The 23,942-nt window shown below is 63.6% G+C and carries 19 protein-coding genes; 8 read left to right on the forward strand and 11 right to left on the reverse strand.

All coding sequences use genetic code 11. The features are described from left to right. The first annotated feature begins 87 nt into the window (after positions 1 to 87). The 6 genes from VGO12_RS16605 to VGO12_RS16630 all read left to right on the forward strand — a co-directional run bounded on the left by VGO12_RS16605 (position 88) and on the right by VGO12_RS16630 (position 7,896). Positions 88 to 618: an RNA polymerase sigma factor gene (locus tag VGO12_RS16605; RefSeq protein WP_327513843.1), complete on the forward strand. Its 531-nt coding sequence runs from the start codon at positions 88 to 90 to the stop codon at positions 616 to 618. A gap of 67 nt (positions 619 to 685) precedes the next feature. After that, positions 686 to 1,627, forward strand: coding sequence for a FecR family protein (locus VGO12_RS16610; protein WP_327513844.1), 942 nt, complete (start codon positions 686 to 688; stop codon positions 1,625 to 1,627). A 117-nt stretch (positions 1,628 to 1,744) separates the two neighbouring features. Continuing rightward, positions 1,745 to 4,141 (forward strand): TonB-dependent siderophore receptor, encoded by a 2,397-nt coding sequence (locus tag VGO12_RS16615; protein ID WP_327513845.1) that lies wholly within the window; start codon positions 1,745 to 1,747, stop codon positions 4,139 to 4,141. A gap of 13 nt (positions 4,142 to 4,154) precedes the next feature. Next, complete coding sequence (locus VGO12_RS16620; protein ID WP_327513846.1) at positions 4,155 to 5,042, forward strand: ABC transporter substrate-binding protein; 888 nt, start codon at positions 4,155 to 4,157, stop codon at positions 5,040 to 5,042. Further along, entirely contained in the window at positions 5,039 to 7,045 is a 2,007-nt protein-coding gene (fhuB, locus tag VGO12_RS16625) for a Fe(3+)-hydroxamate ABC transporter permease FhuB (protein ID WP_327513847.1), read from the forward strand. The genes VGO12_RS16620 and fhuB overlap by 4 nt, the downstream gene beginning before the upstream one ends. A 65-nt stretch (positions 7,046 to 7,110) precedes the next feature. Then, positions 7,111 to 7,896 carry an ABC transporter ATP-binding protein gene (locus VGO12_RS16630; protein WP_327513848.1) on the forward strand — a complete coding sequence of 262 codons (786 nt, stop codon included), beginning with the start codon at positions 7,111 to 7,113 and terminating at the stop codon, positions 7,894 to 7,896. Positions 7,897 to 8,001: 105 nt separating this feature from the next. On the opposite strand, the gene VGO12_RS16635 is transcribed toward VGO12_RS16630, so the two are convergent. The 7 genes from VGO12_RS16635 to VGO12_RS16665 all read right to left on the reverse strand — a co-directional run bounded on the left by VGO12_RS16635 (position 8,002) and on the right by VGO12_RS16665 (position 16,127). After that, positions 8,002 to 9,165 (reverse strand): ABC transporter substrate-binding protein, encoded by a 1,164-nt coding sequence (locus tag VGO12_RS16635; protein ID WP_327513849.1) that lies wholly within the window; start codon positions 9,163 to 9,165, stop codon positions 8,002 to 8,004. A 75-nt stretch (positions 9,166 to 9,240) separates the two neighbouring features. Further along, positions 9,241 to 10,059 carry an ABC transporter permease gene (locus tag VGO12_RS16640; RefSeq protein ID WP_327513850.1) on the reverse strand — a complete coding sequence of 273 codons (819 nt, stop codon included), beginning with the start codon at positions 10,057 to 10,059 and terminating at the stop codon, positions 9,241 to 9,243. An 8-nt stretch (positions 10,060 to 10,067) separates the two neighbouring features. Continuing rightward, the gene (locus VGO12_RS16645) at positions 10,068 to 10,865 is read right to left on the reverse strand and encodes an ABC transporter ATP-binding protein (protein ID WP_327513851.1); all 798 of its coding nucleotides are present in this window, start codon (positions 10,863 to 10,865) and stop codon (positions 10,068 to 10,070) included. Between the two features lie 96 nt (positions 10,866 to 10,961). Further along, positions 10,962 to 12,011 (reverse strand): alpha/beta fold hydrolase, encoded by a 1,050-nt coding sequence (locus tag VGO12_RS16650; RefSeq protein ID WP_327513852.1) that lies wholly within the window; start codon positions 12,009 to 12,011, stop codon positions 10,962 to 10,964. 243 nt (positions 12,012 to 12,254) lie between these two features. Beyond that, positions 12,255 to 13,010, reverse strand: a complete 756-nt coding sequence (locus VGO12_RS16655; protein ID WP_327513853.1) for a helix-turn-helix transcriptional regulator — start codon at positions 13,008 to 13,010, stop codon at positions 12,255 to 12,257. A gap of 337 nt (positions 13,011 to 13,347) precedes the next feature. Continuing rightward, positions 13,348 to 14,517, reverse strand: a complete 1,170-nt coding sequence (locus VGO12_RS16660) for a hypothetical protein (RefSeq protein ID WP_327513854.1) — start codon at positions 14,515 to 14,517, stop codon at positions 13,348 to 13,350. A gap of 374 nt (positions 14,518 to 14,891) precedes the next feature. Then, positions 14,892 to 16,127 (reverse strand): Zn-dependent hydrolase, encoded by a 1,236-nt coding sequence (locus VGO12_RS16665; RefSeq protein ID WP_327513855.1) that lies wholly within the window; start codon positions 16,125 to 16,127, stop codon positions 14,892 to 14,894. A 141-nt stretch (positions 16,128 to 16,268) separates the two neighbouring features. Here VGO12_RS16665 and VGO12_RS16670 point away from each other — a divergent pair, with 141 nt between their 5' ends. Both VGO12_RS16670 and VGO12_RS16675 read left to right on the forward strand, forming a co-directional pair. After that, positions 16,269 to 17,771: an aldehyde dehydrogenase family protein gene (locus tag VGO12_RS16670; protein WP_327513856.1), complete on the forward strand. Its 1,503-nt coding sequence runs from the start codon at positions 16,269 to 16,271 to the stop codon at positions 17,769 to 17,771. Positions 17,772 to 17,908: 137 nt separating this feature from the next. After that, positions 17,909 to 19,612: an amidohydrolase gene (locus VGO12_RS16675; RefSeq protein WP_327513857.1), complete on the forward strand. Its 1,704-nt coding sequence runs from the start codon at positions 17,909 to 17,911 to the stop codon at positions 19,610 to 19,612. A gap of 100 nt (positions 19,613 to 19,712) precedes the next feature. Here VGO12_RS16675 and VGO12_RS16680 read toward each other — a convergent pair whose 3' ends face one another. The 4 genes from VGO12_RS16680 to VGO12_RS16695 all read right to left on the reverse strand — a co-directional run bounded on the left by VGO12_RS16680 (position 19,713) and on the right by VGO12_RS16695 (position 23,921). Then, positions 19,713 to 20,486 (reverse strand): helix-turn-helix transcriptional regulator, encoded by a 774-nt coding sequence (locus tag VGO12_RS16680; RefSeq protein WP_327513858.1) that lies wholly within the window; start codon positions 20,484 to 20,486, stop codon positions 19,713 to 19,715. Positions 20,487 to 20,518: 32 nt separating this feature from the next. Continuing rightward, a complete protein-coding gene (locus VGO12_RS16685) occupies positions 20,519 to 21,532 on the reverse strand; it encodes an agmatine deiminase family protein (RefSeq protein WP_327513859.1) in 1,014 nt (337 codons plus the stop codon). Between the two features lie 94 nt (positions 21,533 to 21,626). Further along, positions 21,627 to 22,502, reverse strand: a complete 876-nt coding sequence (aguB, locus tag VGO12_RS16690) for an N-carbamoylputrescine amidase (protein ID WP_327513860.1) — start codon at positions 22,500 to 22,502, stop codon at positions 21,627 to 21,629. Positions 22,503 to 22,514: 12 nt separating this feature from the next. After that, positions 22,515 to 23,921 carry an aminotransferase gene (locus VGO12_RS16695; protein WP_327513861.1) on the reverse strand — a complete coding sequence of 469 codons (1,407 nt, stop codon included), beginning with the start codon at positions 23,919 to 23,921 and terminating at the stop codon, positions 22,515 to 22,517. Positions 23,922 to 23,942 lie beyond the last annotated feature (21 nt).

The following is a 23,942-nucleotide window of genomic DNA, read 5'->3' on the forward strand; positions in this document are numbered from 1 at the left end:
ACTATTGCGCTCGCCGTTCCGTCCCGCTATCCCTTGCCCCGCGCCGCCGACCGACGGCGCTTCGATCGCAGGGGCAACTTCCGACCGATGAAAAGCCGTGACGACAAGCTGGCTTTGATCTTCATGCGCGAGCGTGCGGGGCTTTCGCGCTATCTTTCCGCGCGCGCCGGCTCCTCGGAGGACGGCGAGGATCTGGCCCAGGAAGCCTGGATCCGGTTTTCGCGAAATGGCGCCCAGGCGCTGAAGGCACCGGTCCCCTATCTTCGCCGCATCGTGCGCAATCTCGCCATCGACCAGGGCCGCGCTTCCTCGCGCCGGCGGCTGACGCCGCTTGAGATCGAGGATCTGCTGGCGCTGCCGGACGACAGCCCGAGCCCGGAAGAGACGCTCAACGCAAAAAGCGAACTGCTTCGCCTGATCGACATCATGGCGGAAATGCCGGAACGCCGGCGGGCAATCCTGGTCGCGGCCCGCCTGGACGAGAAGCCGCACCGCGAAATCGCCGAAGCGCACGGCGTCTCGACCCGCACGGTGGAACTGGAAATTCGTGCCGCCATCGAATACTGCTCCCGCAGGTTGAGCGAAAACGGACCGGCTACCGACAAAATCAAGCGGTGAATTTCGGTTCCAGGCGTCACCAATCGTTTATTGTCTTACACGTCGGCGTCACCGGAAGCTCTTGCCCATGCACACTGAGGAACCGCAGGAAGCGGAAAGACTGAAGCGCGAAGCCATCGCGTGGGTCGTTCGCATCACGTCCGGCGCGGCGACCGAGGACGATGCGGCGCGCCTCGCGCGCTGGCGGGCAAGCGATGCGAACCACGAAGCCGCCTATCGCGATGCGGTGCGCCTGTGGAAAGCAAGCGGCCCGGCGCTTCAGGCCGGAACCGTCAGGTCCCGCAGGATCTCCCGCCGAAGCTTCCTTGGAGCCGGAGCGGCAGGCGCCAGCATGGCCGCTGGCGTGTCGTTCGCCTCCTATCTCGGTCTGGTTCCGTCATTGAACGCCGTGCTTGCCGACTACGCCACGCCGAGGGGCCAACAGCAGCAACTGACCCTTGAAGACGGATCCATCGTCGACCTCGACGGCGGATCGACCCTGTCGGTGGCGTTTTCCGAGAACGCGCGCTCGGTCACCCTCCACGACGGAGCAGCCCTCTTTACGGTTGCCCATGACCGTTCCCGCCCGTTCACGGTCTCGGCAGCACAGGGTCGCACGACGGCGATCGGGACAACCTTTGCGGTGCGACACGGTACAGAAGACGTCGAAGTCGAGTGTCTCGAGGGCGAGGTCAGGGTCGAGTGCGTCCGCGACGCCAGGCTCTCGGCAGGCGACAGCATCCTCTACACGCAGCAGGGGCTCGGCGCGATATCCGCAGGCAGTCCGGACGAGATGGCCGCCTGGCGAAGGGGGCTCCTCGTTTTCCGGGATCGATCGCTTGACGATGTCGTGCTCGACATCAATCGTCACCGCAAAGGCCGTGTCGTCATTGCGCGCGACCGTCTCGGAACGCGCCGTGTCTCCGGTGTCTTTCACCTCGACCGGCCGGACGAGATCATTGCACATCTGGAAGCGACGCTGCAGCTTTCTGCGAGCCGTGTCGGTGGCGGCGTCGTGCTGCTCTACTGATCCCGGCAGCCAGACATCAAAAAAATCTTCAAAACCATTTCGGGTTCGCAGGCCGGAGTCGTTCTTGTCTTCGAAGGCGCGTGAATGGCGTGCCGATCTGAGACAGGGTTCGGGGACATGAAGAACGGAATTCGGCCTGAGGGCATGACGAGGGCTGCAATCGGAAGGATGCTCGCGACGACGGCTTTGCTGACGTTGGCCAGCGTGGCAGCGGAACTCCCGGCGGCGGCCCAGCAACCGAATGTCTCCTACTCGATCGGCAGTGGTTCTCTTGATGCCGCGCTCTCGCGCTTCGGCGCCACCAGCGGCGTGCAGGTGCTCTACAGCGCCGCCGTGACCGAGGGCAAGACGACGAAGGGCGCCAAGGGCGACCTGTCGTCGGATGCCGCCCTTTCGCAGATCCTGGCGGGCACCGGGCTGACCTATCGCTTCACCGGCCCGAAGTCGGTGACGATTTCCGATCCGAACGCCCCTGCCGTCAACGCGGTCGACGCCAGCGGCGCCACCAGGCTGCAGGCCATCGTCGCGACGGGACAAGCGGGTGAAAACAGCTATGTGGTCTCGCAGAGCAGCACCGGCAGCAAGACCGAAGCGCCGCTCATCGAAATCCCGCAGTCGATTTCCGTCGTCGGCCGCAAGCAGATCGAGGCGCAGAACGCGCAATCGGTCACCGAAATCCTGCGCTATGTCCCGGGCGTCACCATCGAGACCTACGGACCCGATCCGAAGGGCTACGACTGGATCATGATGCGCGGCTTCAATGCCCAGTCGACCAGTTCCTACAAGGACGGCCTGCGGCAGCTGTCTAGCAGCTACGCATTCTTCCGCACGGACCCCTATCAGCTGGAGACAGTCGAGGTTCTGCGCGGCCCATCCTCCTCGCTCTATGGACAGAGCGATGCCGGCGGCATCGTCAACCGCGTTTCCAAGAAGCCGACCGCCGATCGTATCAACGAAGTCGAGGTCGAGTATGGCAGCTTTAGCCGCGTACAGGGCGCCTTCGACCTGTCCGGACCGATCGGCGAGGATCCGTCGCTGCTCTACCGGGTGATCGGGGTCGCCCGGAACAGCGATACGCAGTTCACCTATGGCGACGGTACGGACATCGGCGATGACAGGCTGATGCTGGCGCCGTCGCTGACCTTCGCGCCGGATGCCGAGACGTCGCTGACGATCAGCGGCGACCTTTTGCAGGACAAAAGCGGCGGCAGCGCCATCCGGTACACGCCGACCGGCATCTTGATCGGCGAGCCGACCTTCAACCGCAGCGAACAGATCCAGAAGACGATCGGCTACGAGTTCGAACACCGCCTGAACGAGACCTGGACCCTGCGACAGAACCTGCGCTACGGCCACGTCAACTTCCTGCTCGACAACCTCTTGATCTCGGGGCCGGCGCCTGGCGGCAACATTGCCCGCGTGGCGCGTCGTTTCGACGAAAGCTTCGACGGACTGGCCATCGACAACCAGGCACAGGCCGAATTCGACACCGGCTCGATCGGGCACGAACTGCTGCTCGGTCTCGACTATGCGTGGTCAAGGGCAGACGTTCGTCATTACACCGGCCCGGCGCCCGCTCTCAATCCGCTCGATCCGGTCTACGGCGTTCCCGTCACGCCGCCTGGTGTCCCGCTTCAGAGCTACAAGGAGCGCTACAAGCAGATCGGCCTCTATGCCCAGGACCAGATCAGCCTGACCGACAGCCTGATCGCCACCCTTGGCGGACGCTACGACTGGCTGGATCTCGACAAGTCGAACCGGATGTCGGGGCAACGTTCGGAGATCGACGTCGGACACTTCTCCGGACGGGCCGGCCTGACCTACCTCACCGACTGGGGCGTGGCCCCCTATGTCAGCTTCTCGCAATCCTTCGTGCCGAACACCGGCGCACCCAAGGGGGGAGACAGCTTCGATCCTTCCGTCGGCCGGCAATGGGAAGTGGGCGTCAAGTACGAGCCGACCGCGTTCGATGGCCTTTTCACCCTTGCCTATTTCGACATCGTCAAGTCCAACGTGCTGACGCCGGACACGCGGCCCGGCAACGCCGGCTTTTTCGTGGCCACGGGCGAGGTGCAGTCGCGCGGCGTCGAGCTTGAGGGCAAGTTCAGCATCGGCAGCGGCTGGGACTTTACCGGCTCCTACACCTGGACCGATGCCGAGATCACCAAGGATAACAGCGGCAACGTCGGCAACCGGCCGGCGCTCGTGCCCGAGCATCAGGCCTCCGCCTGGCTCAACTACACGGTTTCCGGCGGTACGCTTGAAGGGCTGTCGCTCGGCGGCGGCGTCCGCTTCGTCGGATCGAGCTTCGGCGACAACCTCAACAGGCTGGAAGTCGACGGCCGGACGGTCTTTGACCTCGGCGCAAGCTACAAGGTCACCGAGAACGCAACCGTCTCTCTCAACGCCACCAACGTCTTCGACAAGCAGTATTACACCACCTGCAACCCGGCGACCTCCTGCTATGAAGGCGACCGGCGCAGCGTGATCGGTCGGTTGAAGATCGGTTTCTGAGGCGGAGATCGCGATGCTCACCCGCCGCCATCTGGTCGCCTCGATCCCATTTGCGCTTGCAGCGCTGGCAGCACCTTCGCGCGCGGCAACGGAAAGCGGTCTCAAACGGGTCGCAGCCATCGACTGGGCAGCAGCCGAAGCACTTGTGGCGCTCGGCGCCATACCGGTTGCCGTTTCCGACACACAGTATTTCCGGCAGCGCATGCCCGTCAGTCTGCCGGAAACCGTCGCCGACATCGGCCCATTCTGGGAGATCAACCTTGAGCGCCTCGCAGCGATTGCCCCCGACGCGATCCTTGCAAACAGCTCCAGCCTGGTAATGACGCCCGCTATCGCCGACGTCGCTCCGGTGGCCCAGGTGCCCGACAGGGCCGCGAAGGGACAGCGCTTCGAACTCGCTGTCGCGATCATGCGCCATGCAGCCGACACCGCCGGCGTTCCGGGGAGCGATGTCGACGCATTCCAGCAAAGGATCGAGACACGCCTTTCGCTCATGCGCCAGGGCCTTGGCCGGGCCGACCGACCGATGCTCGTGCTGCTGCCCGACCAGAACGGGCGGCGAGCGATGGTTTATGGCGAGGGCAGTCTGCCCGACGCGGTGTTGCGGAAACTCGGGCTTGCAAACGCCTGGAGCGGTCCCGTCAATGCCAATGGCCTTGCCCAAGTCGGGCTCGATGCCCTGATGCCGCTTGCAGGCGCGACATTCGTCCAGGTCGAGATCCCTACTCTGAAGCTCAGGACAGCCCGCTCGCTCGGCAGAAGCGCGCTTTGGCAAAGGCTGGAGCCTATCCGCGCGCAAAGAAGCATCACGATCCCGCAGTTCCATCCCTTCGGCGGCCTTCCGTCGGCTGCGCACTTCGCCGAGATGCTGGTCCCGGCGCTCGAGAGACTGCCCGCATGACCGACCTTTCCACGGCCGCACCCCGCCCTGTCCTGCGCGGCGCAAGCATCGGCGTCGCTGCGCTTGCGATCGCCGCGCTCGGGCTGGTCTTCTTCAATCTCTCCACGGTCGCAGGCTCTGAAAGCTGGCTGCAATTGCTGTTTGCACCGGATCTCGAGGACCCCAGGCAGACAGTCGCCTATTTCAGCACGTTCCCGCGGATTGCGCTTGCAATCGTTACCGGGCTGGCACTCGGATTTGCAGGCTCGGTGTTCCAGGCAGTGCTGCGCAATCCGCTCGCCGAACCCGGACTGCTGGGCGTGACATCAGGCGCGCAACTGGCGCTTGCGGCATCGTTGCTCTACGCACCTGCGCTCTGGACCGAAGGCTACGAACTGGTGGCGCTCGGCGGCGGCGTCTTCGTCTTTGCTCTCGTCGCGCTTGCAGCCTCCGGCCGCGGCGCTTCCGCGCCCGCCTTCATCCTGACCGGCGTCGTCGTCAGTCTTTACTGCAACGCGCTTTACGGCCTGCTCATCCTTTTTCATCACGACTTTCTGAGCGACCTTCTGGCCTGGCAGGCAGGATCCCTTCAGCAGAGCGGCTGGCAATCAGTGGCGCGCTTGACGGCGCAAGCGGGCATCGTCGGCCTGGCCATGCTCTTCCTCCTCAGGCCCCTGCGCATCCTGTCGCTTGGCGACGGGCCGGCCCGAAGCCTTGGCCTGTCGCCGGCGCTCGTCAAGGTGTCGCTGCTCGGGCTCGCCTCGACGCTTGCAGCCCTGGTGACCGCGGAAATCGGCATTGTCGGCTTCATCGGCCTGGCGGCACCCGCGCTTGCGCGACACGCCTGGCCGCGTCAATTCGCTAACCCCATTCCCGCCGCACTCGTCGGCGCGGCCCTGCTTCTCTTCATCGACCAGGCCCTCGGTCTGATCGCGCCCTATGCTGGCGATATCCCGGCGGGCGCTGCCGCCGGGCTGTTCACCGGTCCGCTGCTGGCAATCCTTGCGGTGACCGGGCGGCAGGCGGATCGACCGCGCACGGACAGGATGCCCCTTCCTTCAAGAAGGCTCGCAAGACCCAGCTTCGCACTGGGAGCACTCGCGACCTTGCTTGTCCTTGCCGCTGGGCTGTCCCTGCTGACGGGGTTCGGGGACGGCGGCTGGCAGATCGTCTCCCCCACCGATCCGGACCTTCCATGGCACTGGCGCCTGCCGCGACTGCTCGGCGCAGCCGGGGCAGGCGCCTGCCTTGCGATCGCCGGCCTGCTCTTGCAGCGCGCCCTGCGCAACCCGCTTGCAAGCCCCGATCTTGTCGGCGTCGGCCATGGTGCCGGTCTTGGTCTCATCATCGCCTTCATGATCGTTCCGGCCGGCGCCGTCTGGTCGAAGCTTGCCGTGTCGGCCGCCGGCGCCGCCGCAGTCCTGGTGCTCGTCGCCGTCTTGGCGCGGCGCGCATCCTTCCAGCCGGAACGCACGCTGCTCGTCGGCGTCGGCCTCGGCAGCATGGTTCACGCCCTGCTCGTCCTGTTTCTTGCAAGCGGCGGCCCGAATGGCGCGGCACTGCTCAGCTGGTTCTCGGGATCGATCGGCGCGGTGCGGATCGCCGAGGGGGTGATGGTCTGCGTGGTCGCGCTCGCGACCGTTGTCGTCGCCTTGGTCTTCCACCGCTGGCTCGCCGCTCTGCCACTCGGCGATCAAACGTCGCTCTCGATCGGGATCACGCCACGCATTGCCAGAACGATGCTCTTCGCCGTGGCGGCTGTGGCCATCGCGGCAGCGACGATGATCGTCGGCCCCGTCAGCTTCGTCGGCCTGATCGTACCGCATCTCGTCTCTCAGGCAGGGTTCCAGCGCACGCGCGACATCGTGCTTGCCTGCGCCTTGAGCGGGGCGATCTTTCTCGTGGGCGCGGACTTTATCGGACGCAATCTCGCCTGGCCGTGGCCGATGGCGCCTGGGCTGATCGCAGCGCTCCTCGGCGGCCCGATCTTCCTCTGGCTGATCTGGCGAGGTCGCAGCCAATGAACGAGGCACCGGCACACACGATCGACCCAACCGGCCCGCTGAAAGCCGCGCCTGCAGGAAACCCGATGACAGACGCCCCATCCCTCTTCACCTTGCGCAATGTCGGTTTCCGCGTCGGCAACCGCCAGCTCTTGCATCCGACGGACCTCGATATTGTAAAAGGTGAGCTGCTCGCGCTCGTCGGACACAACGGCTCGGGCAAGTCGACGCTTCTGAAGATGCTTGCGCGCCAGCAGCCGCCATCGTCAGGCGCCATTACATTCGACGGCAAGCCGCTTCAGGCCTGGCCGGCACGTGCCTTCTCACGGCGCCTCGCCTATCTGCCGCAACAGATCCCGTCGGCACCGGCCATGACCGTCAGGGAACTGACCGCCATGGGCCGTTATCCGTGGCACGGTGCGCTCGGCCGGTTCGGGCGTGAAGACCGGGAAAGCGTCGAGCGCGCATTGGCACGCACCAACATGCTGCCGCTCGCCGACCGACTGGTCGACACGCTCTCCGGTGGCGAACGCCAGCGCGCCTGGCTCGCCATGCTGCTCGCGCAGGATGCCTCCTGCCTTCTGCTCGACGAACCGACGGCGGCACTCGACGTCGCCCACCAGATCGAGGTGCTTTCGCTGGTGCGCCAGCTGTCGCGCGCGACCGGCATCAGCGTGGTGCTTGTTCTGCACGACATCAACATGGCGAGCCGTTTCTGCGACCGGATCGTGGCGCTTCATTCCGGCCGCGTCATCGCCAGCGGGCGGCCAAGAGAGATCATGGACGGGGCGACGCTCGAACGGATCTACGGGCTGCGGATGGATATCGTCGCCCACCCTTCTGCCGATCGCATCTTTGCCGTGCCAGGCTAAGGCGCGCGTAGCCAACGGGACGCCCCTCGCAACCTGCAAGGGGGCACCGTGTCTGCGACGTTCGCCATTTTGGGCGGGCCATGGCTTCGGCGGCGGATGGCTCCGTCAGTTGATCGCGTTCCCGTAGAAATTGGCCTCGACCTCGCCCATGTCGACCGCCGCCAGGTCATCTGGCAGTGCGTAAGCATCCGCATCGGCATGGACCCTGGTCTTGTCGAAGTCATTCGCCTCGGCGATGAAGTCGTTGGTGACGTAACGGGCCGTGTCGATGTCGACGTTGGATTGGCCGATGGTCTTGAGCAGCTTGAAGAAGCTGTCCCACGCCTGAATATTGTGCTCTCCCCAGCCGGCACGCTTCGCCATGTCGCCCTTGAAGGTGCGGTGGATCTGCATCAGGCTTTCAGTACCCGCTCGCGCACCGTAGTTCGCCCTCGTCGTCGGCAAAGCCTTGAAAACCATGTCGGCAGCGGCACGCGGATTGCGGTCGGCGAATTCGCTGCCCATGGCCCAGCCTCGCAGGTATTTCTTCAGCATGGCCAGACGCGCAGGATCCTCTAGATCGACCCGGCGCACGACCAGCGAATTCGACGGCAGGGGCGAACCGCGCATGCCGAGCCAATAGTCGAAATCGAGCCCCTTTGCGCCAAGATCGGCGCGCAGCCCCTCCCAGGCAAGGCATGCGTCGCCCTGGCCGCCCGCAAGTGCGGTGGTCCAGGTTGGCCAGCCTGCTTCGACATAGGTGATCCTCTTCGTGTCGACACCAAGGGCCGCAAACATCGGATCGCAGATCGATTGCCATGCCGCAGACCCCAGAAGCACGGTCTTTCCTTCGAGCTGCTTCAGGTCCTTGACGCCTTCGCCCTTGCGGAACGCGACGTTGAACAGATCGAGGAAGCCGCTGCCGTAGACCGAGACGAGGTCCATCCCGGCGTTGACGGCAAAGGACAGGACACCCGGCGAGGGGAAACCGATGTCGGCCTGCTCGACGGCCAGGAACTTGACCACTGCCGTCCCGTCGGCGGGCCCCGCCTCCATCGCGGTCTCGACACCCAGGTCGCCGAAGTAGCCGCGCTCCCTGGCGACCCAATAGGGATAGTCATCCATTACCTCGATGGTGCCGCGCGGCGAGATCCAGGTAAATGGCGAGGCGTAGGGGCTGGCATGCGCCGGATCCGGGGTCAAAAGACCGCCGCCCAAAACGGTGGTGGTCACGAGGCCGCCGGCGCCAACCTGCAGCAGACGTCGACGTGTCATCAGGTAATCAGTCATGAAGTGTCCTCCTGTTTGACAGTGCCGCAATGCGAATTGTTCGCGGGTCACACGCGGCGTTTCGCCCGCAGCAGTTCAGCTCTCCCAACCGGCCAGCTTCTTTCCGAGCCAGAAGAAAAAGGCGTAGATCGTGATCCCGGTGATCGCGAGGATCAGGATGCAGGCGAAGAATTCAGGCATGCGCAGGGTCGAGGAATAAGTCGTCAGCCGACTGCCAAGGCCGAATCCGCCTCCCGACATCTCTGCGCCCACGGCGGTGATCATGCCGAAGATCGCCCCGATCATCAGGCCGACAATCACCATCGGCATCGCCATCGGGATGCGGATCTTCGTGAAGATCTGCAGGGTCGAGGCGCCGCAGGATCGGGCCAGTGCGATCTTCATCATGTCGACGCGTCGAAAGCCCGTGGCTGCGTTGATCATCACCATGGGACCGGAGGCGAGCGCGACCGCGATTATCCTTGGCGCAAACCCGAAGCCGAAGTTCAGGATTAGGAGCGGTACCAGCGCCAACATCGGTGTCGTGACCAACAGCAGGATGTAGGGCGTGATCACTTTTTCCACGAACGGAAACTGCGTGATGACAGCCGCAAGCACGAGACCGATCGACGCCCCGATGGCATATCCGGCCACAAGCTCGACCAGGGTGTAGGAGTAGTGCTGCCCGATCGTCGCCATTTCCGGCGAAGGGAAGACCGCCGCGATCGCCGATGGCGTCGGCAGAATGAACTGCGGCACGTCCATCAGCCGCAAAAGAAGTTCACCGCCGCCGATGACCAGGATGGCGACTGCGATGATCGCGGCGACCTCGCGCGCACCCTGACCGCCAGGTCCGTTTGCCAAGGCCGTGGAGCCGGCTATCCCCGCGCCGTTTGGTTGTGTCGTCTTGCTCATGTCCTACCTCATACGGCCCTGGCAACCGCGGACTTTGCCGGCGGCTGCTGCTGAATTTCGTGTTTGATTGCGTTCACCAGGTCGAAGAATTCGCGGGTCTCCATCAGAGCCAGCGATCGCGGGCGCGCGAACGGCACGTCGACGACCCGCGAGATCCGGCCTGGGCGGGCGCTCATGACGTAGACCTTGTCGGCAAGAAAAACCGCTTCGGCGATCGAGTGTGTGATCAGGATCACGGTCTTGCGGGATCCCAGCCAGATCTCCTCGACGAGCTTGTTCATCTCGTCACGGGTGAAGGCGTCGAGCGCACCGAAGGGTTCGTCCATGAGCAGCACCGTCGGATCGCTGGCGAGCGCCCGCACGATCGATGCGCGCTGCTGCATGCCTCCCGAGAGTTCGCGCGGCATCTTTTCGCCGAACCCCTCGAGGCCGACGCGCCGCAACAGCGTGTCGATCCGTTGCTCGTCGGGACGGATGCGACGGATTTCAGAGGGAAGCTCGATGTTCTTGCGGATGGTTCGCCACGGCAGAAGATTGGCCTCCTGGAACATCATGCCGATGCTCGCATGCGGTCCGGTGATCCACTCCTCGCCAAGCGCGATCGCCCCCGAGGTCAGTCTGTGCAGCCCGGCAATCGACCAGAGAAGGGTCGTCTTCCCACAGCCGGAGGGTCCGACGACCGAAATGAACTCGCCCTGGCGAACGGTCAGGTCGACGTCCTTCAGGGCGTGTACTTCGCCCGATTGCGTCCGGTAGGTCTTGGTTGCGCCCCTGACGTTGAGGGCTTTGTCGGTAGTCCGTGTCATCTGCATCGCGTCCTCCGGCGCGGCCCTTTCGGGCATGACTCCTCGCTCCCCGGAGCGACTGGGCTTGGGGATGGCATGTCTGGTTTGGTCAGCAGTTCAGGTCGCGAGCAACGCGTTCAGGTGGCGGTCGACCTGCGCCATGTAGCCCGGCTCGAATCCGTTCAGCCCCATATGCCCTTCCGGCGAGCGGATCACCCGCAAGAGCGCTCCGGGCACCAGAGCACAGTCCGCCTCGCACTCCTCTGGCGGAAAGAACTGGTCGTGGCTGATCGGCATGATCATCGTGCGCGCCGAAATGCGGGCCAGCGCCTTTGCCAGGTCGCCACCCGTATGCCTCGATACGTCGGCCCGTTGCCACTTGTGCATTTCGCTCAAGAGGACGTTGGGGTCCATCGGTTCGAAATAGGCCTTCATGACCCCGTTGATGAAATCGTCCAGCGACGTCATTCCGAGAACGCTCCGCCACCGTTCTTCCGCGTAGAACTGCGGAGACCAGCCAAGCACAGCGACGATCCGCGCCATCCGGTCCATACCGTCGCGAACGTCCAGCCCGGATGCGTACCAGCCGCCGTTCCAGCGCGGGTCCGAGGTGATCGCCTCTTTCAAGGCGTCAACGAATACCCGTTGATGAGGCGATATGCGCGCCGTAGCCGCGATCGGCGCCGCCCGTTCGACCATCTCAGGGTATCGCACCGCCCACTCATACACCTGCTGGCCGCCCATCGACCCGCCGACGACGAGCGCCAGCCGTTCGATCGCGAAACGATCCACCAGCAATCGGTGCTGCGCCTGAACATCGTCGCCGATGCTCAGCCTCGGGAACTTCGCCATGGCCTGCGGAGCGGGGGTATTTTGCGGCGACGACGACACGCCGCCGCCGAGCTGGTCGACGATGACAATGAAATACCGCTCCGGGTCGAGCGCGTGGCCCGCACCGACATAGACATCCTGCATCACCTTCCCGGTACCCGAGAACCAGGTCGTCACCAGCACGGCATTGGATTTTTCCGCGTTCAAGCGGCCAAGCGTCCGGTAGGCGAGCTTTGCGCCGCGCAGCGTCTCGCCGCTCTCAAGCAGCAGATCGCCGAGATCGTGGAGCTTGAAATCGCCCTGCGTCACCTGGGCGTAGTGTGGATTGTCGATCACCTCGGCCTCCCCTTCGATGCCTGCGCGACCTCCTTTGGCTCTTTGAAGTCCAACTGAGGTGCGCACCTCAGTGATTAACAACAACGGTGCCGCGACATCCATTGCGAAGATTCGCGATGCCGCATACCGCCGTTTAAACTGGCGTCGGCTTGGGTTGTACGATTGATTTTTATTATGATTTTCGAGGGACTGACGGCATGGAAGGCTCAGATATGCCTTCTCGTCTCGGCGATCGGCGATCTCTCAGCGCGACGCCAGATCGATGCGGGCAAGCAGGCTGATGAGCGCCGAGGTGCTCGATACGCCGGTTTTCTGGCGAATGCTCCTGAGCTGATGATCAATGGTGGAAAAGGACCGGCCGCGGATCAACGCAATCTCCTTGTAGCTCAGGCCCTTGGCGACCAGTCTCGCCACTTCGATTTCCGAGGCTGTCAGCGCCACGGCCGAAACGCTGCGACCAGCTGCCTCACCAGCATCTGTCGAACCGTCGACAAGTTCGTGCCCACGGACCCGATCCCGATCGTCGATCGCCTTCGCCACGGCGATGATCGGGCTCAGCACGTCGGCCACCGTCTGCTCGAAGCGGTCGTACAGGTTTGAATCGCTTGGCGCAAAATGCTCTGTCCAGTCGGCACAGATCAGGCCGTAGCTGCTGTTGCCGATCCGAAGCGCTCCACCGAACTTCGTTTTCGTCCGCGCCCTCGAAAGCCTTTGCCTGAGCCGCATCTGCACGCGGCGATCCTGCTTGATATCGGCGAAGATGACGGGATGCGGCGCACGCCACATCGCCTGCATCACCGGATCATGGTTGTCGACCGCCGATCCGCCGAGTGTCGGAACATCGTAGTTCGCATCCTTGGCTTCGGCATAGCTCGGATAGTATTCCCGCGCATGTGGCGCGCCGAATCCGGCGTCGACGCGGTGGCATCCAAGTTCGGCCCGCAGCCAGCTGGTCGCCAGCGTCCAGCACGCAGCGAGATCATCAAGGCGCAGAAGCATGTGGGCGGCAAGATCGCGGGCCGGCGCGTACCTTATGACCGGTCCATCAAAAAGCTGGATCCGCAATCGCCGTTGCGTTGCAAAGACGTCCCCGCAGAAACCATCCGCAATGACCAGGGTGCCGTACGCTTGCGAATCTCTTGCGCCCACCAGATCTGCTCCCCTCCGCCTTCCCCGTCCGCGCAAACGCCGTCAGCGAAGAGGCCGGCGATCAGGATGTGCAAGCCTATGCCTGCCCCTTTCGAAGTCAAACGATAAACTGGCAACGGGGATTGTTCGCCGCTGGCAGATCGGCTGCAATCGGCCCCTCCGCCAGCGCCGCGCGACCATGGCATCTCTAATCGGCAGCCTCGGTGGCCCTTGCCGTCATCTCACCCCAAAGCAATTGCGCCGTCGTTGCAAACGCGTTGTAACCGGCTTCAAACGGATGGCCATCGCTGTCGGGATAAAAGCGTTTTCCGGCAAGGATCGCATCCTGCAGGCTGTCGGCGGTCTCGGCGAGCGCGCTGCGGTATGGCAACCCCAGCCCGGCGGCGGTCTCCCGGATCTTGTCCTCGAGCGCAATCTGGCGTTCAACGCTGCGGATAAATCCTGGCGCGGCCGAAGCAAGCTGATCATGACGACGCAGATGTTCGAAGATCACGCGTTCTTTCGACGGTATGAGGAGAATGCCCACCCGCCCTTTCCCCTGCTCGGCCCAGTCGGCCGCAAAGCGCTGAAAGTCGCCGAACATTGCCGCGGTTTCCGGCGACGCCAGATCGGCCATGTGGCCGGCATCGTCGACATAGCGCTTCAGGACGGAGGGACATCCGTCCGCAAAGGTATAGTACTCGGATGCTTCGTCATCGCCCGGCTTGAACAGTTGGGCATAAAGGCTCGCCAGCCGGTCCCTGATCTCATAGTGATAGGCACTCAGGATCGCCACATTCTCGAACAGCTTCGTCTTGAGGCTGGCCGATCGTGCCTTGGCGCACTGCGAATGGCCTTCCGCACCGGCGAACAGCGCCTGGAGATGAAGTCGCTTCTGCTCGGCGAGCCAGAAGTCGGATCGCGCGTTCATGATATCGCAGGCGGAAAAGACGACGGCAAAGTCGTTGCCGGGGAAAATGGCGACGATATCGCCCTTCGCACCCGCGGCTAGCGCATCGCGCACGATGGCGTGGTAGGTGTAGATGCCATAGCTTCCGACGCCGAAGTTATAGGTGCGTTCGCCCGTCTTTGCCGCGAAAGCCGCCGGCCACGAATGCGCGCTATCGACGTTGTTGCCATAGGTCATCGAATCGCCGATCGCCGCGACCCGAAAGCCATGATCTGCGCCAGGCGGATCCCGGAAGCCGTCCTTGTCGACGTCGCCAAGAGCCCTGTCGAGGCGATAGCCGTATTTCTCGTCGATGCTCCGGTGTGTCTGCGTGCCGATCGGAAACGGCGTGAACGCGCGCAACATTGCTTCCCCGGCACCGAGCGTCACGGTCAGCGAAATCAACAGCATCATCATGTTTTTGAACATGTCCCCTCCCTCGTCACACACCGATACAACGTCGGCCCGGCATCATGTTGCCCGCAACAGCCGCGGAAGACGTGCCTGCCGCGCGGCCGATCGCATCAACTTCTGCACCGGATTCCCGCGAGTGTTGAAACTGTCGACGAGGCGAAGATCCGTCCCCAAAAATACGGCGCCGACAGTTGGAAGAAGCCATGACCAGGTTTTGCGCAAGGAATTCGAATATGTCGCTATCGAGAAATACAAGCACACGTATATGCAGAAATCGTATTACGCAATTTCCTAACATGTGTTTGGCGATGCCGCCATTAGCCCGGATGGAGGATAAATCGGGGTGAACCGCCGTCGGTCAGACGGCGGCAAGGCTGCCGAGGGCTCGCTCACCTGTCCCCGCAGGTCAGCGCGCAGACGACGTCCAGCAGCACGTTGGCGCCCGCAGTGACGTCCGCCGGGGTGGCATATTCGCGGGGATTGTGGCTGATCCCATCCCGGCACGGAACGAAGATCATCGTGGTCGGCACGCGTCTTGCGAGGTTGAAGGCATCGTGACCGGCACCGGAGACGATATCGCGAAACGGTAGGCTGCGGGCCGCGGCGCTCTCGCGGACCAGCCGAACCAGCGTGTCGTCGAAGGCGACGACCGGCGAATGCCAGATCTGACGCCCCTGGAGATCGATGTCGGGATGGCCACGCCGAAGCGTCTCCAGCCCGTCGATGAACCGCCGATGCATCGTCTCAAGGACAGCCGCGTCGGGATGCCGGAGGTCGACCGTCATGTCGGCCCGGCCGGGAACGACGTTGATCGCGCCCGGCGACAATTCGATCCTTCCGACCGTGCAGCGCGCGTCCTCGTCGATGTGGCCGATCGCCTGCACCAGCCCGATCAGATGCATCAGCACCGGCACGGGGTCCTTGCGAAGTGCCATCGGCACCGGCCCGGCATGGGACTCCTCGCCCACGACCGAGATCTCGTACCAGCGGATGCCCTGGCCGCCGGTGACCACGCCGATGGTCTTGCCCTCGGCCTCGAGGATCGGACCCTGTTCGATATGGAGCTCGATGTAGCAAGCGGCGTCGGCAAGTTGAGGGAGCGGTTCGCCATCATAGCCATGCCGGGCAATCTCGTCGGCAAGCATGGTGCCGCCATGATCGCGGGCTGCAAGGACGGTTTCCATATCCAAGACACCGCAGGCGACCCCCGACCCCATCATCGCCGGCTGGAAGCGGCAGCCTTCCTCGTTGGTCCAGACGCAGAGATCGATCGGCCGATCGGTTTCAACCGCCAGTTCGTCGAGTGTCTCGAGGACCTCGAGCCCGGCAAGGACGCCGAGCACGCCGTCGAAGCGGCCGCCGGTCGGCTGGGTGTCGAGGTGGCTGCCGATCAGGACCGGCGCCGCTTCGGCGTCACCGCCAGCACGGCGAAGAAAGAGATTTCCGATCCGGTCCCTGCGACGTTGATAACGGCGCGCCGCGCACCAATCGAGAAACAGGGCGCGGCCTGCCTCGTCCGCATCCGAGAGCGTCTGCCGGCAGGAGCCGCCCTCCGGCGTCGCGCCGATTTCGGCCATCGCCATCAGCCTCGCCCACAACCGGTCTCCGTTTATACCGCTTCGCATCTCGTCCTCCTCGCGCATGCATTCGTCAGTCCCCAAGGTCCGTGGCTATTCAGGGGAGCGCCAGTCACCCATGAGGGGGACTGTGCCCCGTTCCCTCCCGCTCGCTAAAACCGGATGCAAGGTCAACCGTGGAGGCAGGTCATGGACACGACACCGGACAGACGATGGCACCGCATCGCGGATGCGTTGCGTCCCGAAACGCGAATGCTGATCGACGGGCAGTTTCTGGCAGCCGGGAGCGGCGAGACGTTCGCCTCGATCAATCCGGCGACAGGCGCTCTGATCGCCAATGTCGCCTGCGGCAACGACACCGACATTGAAATCGCCTGCGCGATTGCCGCAAAGCGTTTCCGGCAGGGTGTCTGGTCGCGCATGCGCCTCAGACAACGCATCGATGTTCTGACACGCTTCGCAGACCTCATTGCCGAAAACCGCGATATCCTGGCGGTGCTCGACACGATGGAGATGGGAAAGCCGATCGCCGAAATGTGTGCGATCGACGTGCCGGGCGCCGTGCTCACCATGCGTTTCATGGCCGAGAGCATCGACAAGATCGCAGGTAGCGCCCCGGTCACCAATCCGGATGCGCTGCACTACATCCTGCGCCAGCCGCTCGGCGTCGTCGGCTGCATCACGCCTTGGAACTATCCGCTGATGATGGCCGTGTGGAAGATCGCGCCGGCGCTTGCCGCCGGCAACAGCGTCGTCCTGAAGCCGGCCGAGGACACGTCCTTGAGCGCGCTTCTGCTCGGTCGCCTGTTTCTCGAAGCGGGTGGTCCCGATGGGGTCTTCAACGTCGTGCCGGGACGCGGTGCCGTCGCCGGCCAGGCGCTGGCGCGCTCGATGCATGTCGAAAAGATCGCCTTTACCGGTTCGACAGCCATCGGCCGGCAGATGTATCGCTATGCTGCGGATACCAACCTCAAGGCCGTTTCGGCCGAGCTCGGCGGCAAGTCGCCGCAGATCGTGCTAGCCGATGTCGAGGATCTATCGGCGGTTGCGGAGAAAATTGCCGACGGACTGTTCGGCAATCAGGGCGAGGTCTGCTCGGCCGGATCGCGCATTCTGGTCGATCGGACCATCCACGACGAATTCTGCGGCCTCGTCGCCGGTCACGCGGCACGGAAATATCGCCCGGGCGATCCGCTCGACCCCGAGACGACCATGGGTCCGCTCGTCAACAAGGTCCACCAGGGCCGGGTCCTCGACTACATCGATGGCGCGCGGCAGGACGGTGCGATGCCTGTGCTTGGCGGCCGCAAGTCCGATCGGACAGCAGACGCCGCATGCTTCGTCGAGCCGACGCTCTTTTCGGGCGTCGACAACCGCATGAAGATCGCCCAGGAAGAGATCTTTGGCCCGGTCGGCGCGATCATTGCGCACGATGGCGCTGATGATGCCGTCCGGATCGCCAACGACAGCCCCTATGGCCTTGCCGCCGGCATCTGGACCTCCAACCTGAACAACGCGCACCGCATCGCCCGCGATCTCGAATGCGGCATGGTCTGGATCAACGGCTACATGAACGGCGACATGAGCCAGCCCTGGGGCGGGTGGAAGCTCTCCGGTCATGGCCGTGACAAATGTCTGCAGGCCCTCCTCGACAACACCCAGTCCAAGTCGGTCTGGGTCACACTCGATTGACGGCTGCGACGACTGACAGCAATGAAGCGCATTGCTGTCAGCAACACGCGCCCGCCATGCATCGTTCATGGGAGAGTTCACCTGCATTGATGTTGCGGGCGTGGTAGTAGAAAGTCCGACAGGAAAGGTACCACCCCATGTCCCGAAACATGAGAACGCTGCGATCGCTGACAGGTCTTCTTCTGGCCGCCTCTGCGCTTTGCAGCGGCGGCGCTGCCGCGGCCGAAACGCTTGTCATCACCGATGCCAAGGTCCGTACCATGAACCCGGCAGCGCCCTTGGCAGAAGCCGTGGCGATCGATGAGGACGGCGTAATCCTTGCCGTCGGCGACGAGCAAACGGTGCTTGAAAAGGCGGGTGCGGACGCGCATGTCGTCAAGCTCGGCGGCAAGCTGGTTCTGCCGGGCTTCCAGGACGCGCACGTGCATCTGGTCGAAGCGGGCGTCAATGCAAGCCTCTGCGAATTCGAAGCCTTCGCCTCGCTCGACGAAACGAAAGCAACCGTTCGTGATTGCCTGAAGGAGAGTGAAGGCGATTGGGTGGTCGGTTCCGGCGTCAGCATGACCAATCTGCTCGACGAAACCGACGATCCGGTGGGCGTGCTCGACAAGATTTCGGCCGACCGGCCGATCCTGATCCTCGACGACATCGGCCATGGCGCCTGGGCCAACAGCGTCGCGCTTGAGGCTGCCGGCTACGACAAGATCGACGGCAATCCACCCGGCGGCATCATCCTGCGAGACGAAAAGACCGGCGCGCCGAACGGCATCGTGCTTGAAAACGCCCAGCAGAAACTGCGCAACCTCGCCTTTCCTGATACCCCCGAAAACGTCAAGTTCGCCTATGAAAGCATGCTGCCGACGCTGAAGACGATGGCCGAAAATGGCATCACGACCGTCAGCGACGCCGGCGGATTCTGGCCGCAGGGACATCTGAAGGCCTGGGAAATGGCCGAGAAAAACGACACGCTGACGCTGCGCGCGGCGAACGCGGTCTATGTCTATCCCGACCTGCCCTTCGACGAGCAGGTGGAAAAACTGACGAGCTTCTACAGCAATGACCCGAACCGTCTGCTGAAGTTCAATCAGGTGAAGATCTATGTGGACGGCATCCTCGAACAGCGCACAGGCGCCTTGCTTGCGCCCTACAACAAGGGACCGGGTATCGACCACGGCTTCGACAGCGGCTTCCTCTATTTCGACGAAGCGACGCTCGACCGCTACTCCAAGACGCTTTCGCAGAAGGGCTTCAAGCTGCACTACCACGTGACTGGCGACCGCGGTGCACGCCTGGCGCTCGATGCGATCGAACAATCGGACCCGAAGCCCGGTCCGCATCGCCTGACGCATATCTACCTGCTCGACAAGGCCGACTACAGTCGCTTCAAGGACGAGGGCGTCGTCGCCGATTTCCAGCTGGCGCCGAGTTCGCTCAGCCGCGAATACGATACCTTCATCCGCAAGTTCATCGGCGATCGCGCCGACACCATGACGCCGGCCGGAAGCATCGAGAAGACGGGCGCGACCGTCGTGATGAGCAGCGATTTCGACGCCGACGAGCTTTCGCCGCTCGTCAAGATCCAGACGGCCCTTCAGCGCAAGAAGGACGGCGCACCGGACGTTGAAACGGCCGTCAAATGGATGACGATCAATCCGGCGAAGCTTCTGAACCAGGACGACAGGACCGGCACGATCGAGCCTGGAAAATTCGCCGACCTCGTCGTCATCGACAAGGATATCTTCGACATCCCGGTCAAGGAGATCGGCAAGGCCACCGTCGAAGCGACCTTGCTGCAGGGTGATCCGGTCTATGACGCGGAAGGCCTGTTCGCCGGAAACTAAGGGCTGAGGCACTGTGTGTTCAAATGAATGCTCAGTGCCTCCGTTTCTGATTCCCGAGCATCTGCCGGCTTCCATGATGCAATCTTGAAAACAGGATGCTCTAGCCGCTGGCACCGCCGAGCAGGAGCGAGAACAACTCGCCCTGCGAGGAAATCTTGAGCTTGGAATAGATGCGCTTGCGGTGAACCTTCACCGTTTCCGGGCTGTTGCCGAGGATGCGCGCGATGCTCTTGGTCGAATGTCCCTTGAGCATCAGCCGGATGATCTCGCCCTCGCGCGTGCTTACCTTCAACTGCGACAACGTCGCGAAGACCATGTCGGCCGCGGGCTCGGTAGCAGTCGATCCCGAGACCGGTTGCGGCCAGTGCTTGCGGCAAAGCTCCGAGACCACGGGCAGCAAACCATCGAGATGGGCGCGGGCCTGCGGGCCGGGACGGCAATCCTCCGTCCGCTGGCCGAGAGACAGCGCGATCGCCGTGCCTTCGGCACTCGCGACCAGCATGACGATTTCATCGAAGAGCCCGGTTTCGGCATAGAACATGCGGTAGTATTCGCTCTCGCGAAAATCATCAGGCGCGCAATCGTCAAGGCTCACCACCCGGTCGCCGGGATCGCTCAGATAGAGGCTGTAGAACGGATCGAGAAGATAGGCGAAGCTGAGATAGGGCCCGATCGTGCGCCTTGTCGCCTCCGGATCGAGGTCGCTATAGAGCTGCAATGGCGGCTGATCGGCGGAAAAGACCGAGACGAAGAGGCTGTCGAAGCCGTATACGTCGAGGCAGAGTTGCCTGAGGGCGTCCGGAAAGGCCGGGCTGCCGATCGCAGCCACGGCCCCGCCGATCAATGTCATCTGTTCGAACGGAAATCCCGTCATTCCCCGCCTTGTCGTCGAGTTGCCCTCGACGATCAAAGCGGTTCCTGCTGGGTAATGCAATGGATGCCGCCGCCGCCAATCGCAATCGCGTCGATCCGCACCTCACGCACGCGCCTGTCCGGGAACAGCGAGCGGAACATCTGCCTGACCGCCGTGTCGGTTTCGATCCCGTAGCACGGCATGATCACGCCGCCGTTGACGAGGTAGGAATTGACGTAGGAGCGGCAGAATTTTGGATGATCCGACGGCGCGTCGACGGCTTCCGGCACGGTAACGATCCGGATCGGCCGTCCCTTCGCATCGGTCTGTCCCTTCATCGCCTCCAGGTTCAGACGAATGTAGTGGTTCCACTCGTCATCCTTTTCGCTGGGGCTCTCCATCAAGACGACGCCCGGAGCAACGAAGACGGCGATGCCGTCCACATGGCCGTCGGTCTCGTCCTCGATCGGGTTGCCGGGCAGCCAGATCACCTTCTCGCCGCCGAGCATATCGAGAAGCTCGCGCTCGATGTCGTCGCGGCTCCAGCCGGGATTGCGGTTGCTGTTGGGGAAGCAGGTTTCGGTGGTGATGATCGTGCCTTCACCATCGACGCTGACGCCGCCGCCCTCGGCAATGAGGTTCGACACGTAGCCGGCGACCCCAGCCTTTTCCAGCACCCGACCGGAAAAGGCGGCATCGCCGTTGAACGGATGGTACTTGCCGCCCCAGGCGTTGAATTTGAAACGCGCGCCGGCGCGCCGGCCGTCAGCCGCCGTCAGGAAGCAGGGCCCGGCATCGCGCGCCCAGCTGTCGTCGATGTCGGCCTCGACAAGGTCGATCGACGGGTCAAGGATGGCGCGAGCTTCGGCCATATCTTCCGGCCGCGCAGCCATCGTCACCGGCTCGAACTCGCGGATCGCGTGGGCGACGGCCGCATAGTCGCGGCGGGTCGCGGCGATATCGTCCCAGACCTCGTGGCGGCATGGCCACATCATCCAGGTGCGGCGGTGCGGCTCCCATTCGGCCGGCATGCGAAACCCGGCTTCGCGGGGTGTCTGGTTCTTCATGGTCTTATACCCTTCCTCACCGGTCCCGATGGCTGCGACACAGCGGGCAGCGCCAGGATCCGGCTTTTACATCGTTGATTGTTTACGAAAAAAGTCAGCCGATCGGCGTCTGGCCGTCGAGTGTGCGGATGGCGCCGTAGAGGTCCGGCCGGCGGTCGCGGTAGATGCCCCAGCTGCGCCGGAAGGTGCGGACCGCATTAAGATCGAAGCGCGCCGTCAGATAGGTTTCATCGGTACGGCTTGCCTCCGCAACGATCGCCCCCGTATGGTCGGCAATGAAGGATGTGCCGTAAAACAGCGCCTCATTGCCGCCGGCCGCTTCGCTGCCGACCCGATTGGAGGCGATCACCGGCACCATGTTGGCGGCCGCATGGCCCTGCATCGTGCGGCGCCAATGGCCGGAACTGTCGATCTCGGCCATCTGCTCGCTGCCGATCGCCGTCGGGAAGAACAGAAGCTCGGCTCCCTGCAGGGCAAGCGCCCGCGCGGTTTCGGGAAACCACTGGTCCCAGCAGATGCCGCAGCCGATCCGCGCATATTTCGTGTCGACGGCCCGAAAGCCGGTATCCCCGGGGCTGAAATAGAACTTCTCCTCGTAGCCCGGCGCCTGCGGGATATGGGACTTGCGGTAGTTCCAGACGATCTCGCCATCGGCATCGATGATCGCGAGCGAGTTGTACTGCGCCGGTCCCGCCTTCTCGTAGTAGGAGATCGGCAGCACGACACCGAGCTCCTTGGCAATCGTCCGGAAGTGCCGGACCGCCCGGTCTTCGCCGAGGCTCGCCGCCAGATCGAGGTGGTCGATCGTCTGCTCCAGGCAAAAGTATGGCGTCTGGAACAGCTCCTGCAACAGGATGATCTGAGCGCCATCCTCATGGGCAAGCCGCACCAGTTCCTCGGCCTTTTCGATGTTTTCGTCGATGTTCCAGCTGCAGGCCATCTGCGTCGCTGCGACCGTGATTTCGCTCATCTCAGATGCTCCTCAAGCGCGGGCTGCCATGAAGGCGGCGATCGATTCCGAAAAGGCTGAAACGATGGTGTCGCATTCGGCCTCGGTGACGATCAAAGGCGGCGATACGATGAGCCGGTTGCCGACCGGGCGGACGATGACACCGCGGGCGACGCAGCCCTGGAAGATCGTTTCGCTCGCCTTCTCGTAGGCCGGCAGCGGCTGCTTCGTGGCCTTGTCGGCGACGAGGTCGACACCGAGCATCAGGCCTGCGCCGCGCACGTCGCCGACGATGTCGTGGGCCAGCAGGGCCTTGGCCCTGCTCTGCAGATACGCACCGGTTTTCGCCGCATGCGGCAGCAGCCGTTCGCGCTCCATGATGTCGATATTGGTGAGTGCTGCGGCACAGGCGACCGGATGGCCGAAATAGGTGAGCCCCATGGAGAACACGCCGCCTTCGCACTGCGGACGGCTGATGACGTCATAAATCTCGTCGGAGATCAGCGTCGCACCGAGCGGGATGTAGCCCGACGTGATGCCCTTGGCCGACACCAGGATATCCGGCTGCGTCTCGTAGATCGCATCCGACGCAAACCACTCGCCGAGCCGGCCGAAGCCGGTCACGACCTCGTCGGCAATGTAGAGGATGTCGTTGCGACGGCAGACCGCCTGCATGCGGCGGTGATAGCCCTTCGGCGCCACCAGAACGCCGCCGGCGCCCATGATCGGCTCGGCGATGAAGGCAGCAACGTTCTGGGGACCGAGCTGGTCGATCCGCATCTCGAACTCGCGCACCAGCAGGTCGCAATAGGCCTCCTCGGTCATGCCGTCGGGACGCGCATAACAATCGGCGGCCGAGATGTGGTGGATGAAATCCTCGCCGACCTGGGCAAAGCCGTATTTGGTACCGTGGATACCGGTCAGGGCCGCCGCCACGTAGGTCGCGCCATGGTAGCCGTTGTTGCGCGAGATGATCTTGCGCTTGCCCGGCTTGCCGCGCATGGCGAAGTAGTAGTGCACGATGCGAATAGCGGCATCGTTCGCCGTCGAACCGCCGCAGGTGTAGTAGACGTGGTTGAGGTTCCCTGGTGCAAGCTCGGCAAGCCGCGCCCCAAGCTCCGCCGCCGGCACGTTGCCCGAGGCGCCGAAGGGATTGTAGTAGTCCATGTCCATGACCTGGGCAGCAATGGCGTCGGCCATCTCGCGGCGGCCATGGCCGATGTTGACGCACCAGAGGCCGGCGATGCCGTCGAGCAGCCGTCGCCCGCTATTGTCGACGACATAGGCGCCCTCGGCCTTCTCGATGATCTGGCTGCCGGTCGCGGCAAAGGTCGAGAAGTCGGTATAGGGGTGCAGGACGTGATCCCTGTCCTTCTCGAAGGCCGAGCGGTTGTTCGGCCGGTCGGAGCCGGCGGCTGCAACGGATTGAACGATGGTCATGATTTTCTCCAGAATGGCATG

Origin of the sequence: Ensifer sp. (assembly GCF_035999135.1) — a bacterium.
Lineage (GTDB): Bacteria > Pseudomonadota > Alphaproteobacteria > Rhizobiales > Rhizobiaceae > Ensifer.

Bases quoted from the DNA above. Each gene is read 5' to 3' on its own strand.
- VGO12_RS16620 (WP_327513846.1), top strand. From the start codon at position 4,155: ATGCTCACCCGCCGCCATCTGGTCGCCTCGATCCCATTTGCGCTTGCA.
- VGO12_RS16640 (WP_327513850.1), bottom strand. From the start codon at position 10,059: ATGAGCAAGACGACACAACCAAACGGCGCGGGGATAGCCGGCTCCACG.
- VGO12_RS16630 (WP_327513848.1), top strand. From the start codon at position 7,111: ATGACAGACGCCCCATCCCTCTTCACCTTGCGCAATGTCGGTTTCCGC.
- aguB (WP_327513860.1), bottom strand. From the start codon at position 22,502: ATGAGCGAAATCACGGTCGCAGCGACGCAGATGGCCTGCAGCTGGAAC.
- VGO12_RS16635 (WP_327513849.1), bottom strand. From the start codon at position 9,165: ATGACTGATTACCTGATGACACGTCGACGTCTGCTGCAGGTTGGCGCC.
- VGO12_RS16605 (WP_327513843.1), top strand. From the start codon at position 88: ATGAAAAGCCGTGACGACAAGCTGGCTTTGATCTTCATGCGCGAGCGT.
- VGO12_RS16655 (WP_327513853.1), bottom strand. From the start codon at position 13,010: ATGCTTCTGCGCCTTGATGATCTCGCTGCGTGCTGGACGCTGGCGACC.
- VGO12_RS16695 (WP_327513861.1), bottom strand. From the start codon at position 23,921: ATGACCATCGTTCAATCCGTTGCAGCCGCCGGCTCCGACCGGCCGAAC.
- VGO12_RS16670 (WP_327513856.1), top strand. From the start codon at position 16,269: ATGGACACGACACCGGACAGACGATGGCACCGCATCGCGGATGCGTTG.
- VGO12_RS16610 (WP_327513844.1), top strand. From the start codon at position 686: ATGCACACTGAGGAACCGCAGGAAGCGGAAAGACTGAAGCGCGAAGCC.
- fhuB (WP_327513847.1), top strand. From the start codon at position 5,039: ATGACCGACCTTTCCACGGCCGCACCCCGCCCTGTCCTGCGCGGCGCA.
- VGO12_RS16680 (WP_327513858.1), bottom strand. From the start codon at position 20,486: ATGACGGGATTTCCGTTCGAACAGATGACATTGATCGGCGGGGCCGTG.
- VGO12_RS16685 (WP_327513859.1), bottom strand. From the start codon at position 21,532: ATGAAGAACCAGACACCCCGCGAAGCCGGGTTTCGCATGCCGGCCGAA.
- VGO12_RS16665 (WP_327513855.1), bottom strand. From the start codon at position 16,127: ATGCGAAGCGGTATAAACGGAGACCGGTTGTGGGCGAGGCTGATGGCG.
- VGO12_RS16675 (WP_327513857.1), top strand. From the start codon at position 17,909: ATGTCCCGAAACATGAGAACGCTGCGATCGCTGACAGGTCTTCTTCTG.
- VGO12_RS16645 (WP_327513851.1), bottom strand. From the start codon at position 10,865: ATGACACGGACTACCGACAAAGCCCTCAACGTCAGGGGCGCAACCAAG.
- VGO12_RS16615 (WP_327513845.1), top strand. From the start codon at position 1,745: ATGAAGAACGGAATTCGGCCTGAGGGCATGACGAGGGCTGCAATCGGA.
- VGO12_RS16660 (WP_327513854.1), bottom strand. From the start codon at position 14,517: ATGTTCAAAAACATGATGATGCTGTTGATTTCGCTGACCGTGACGCTC.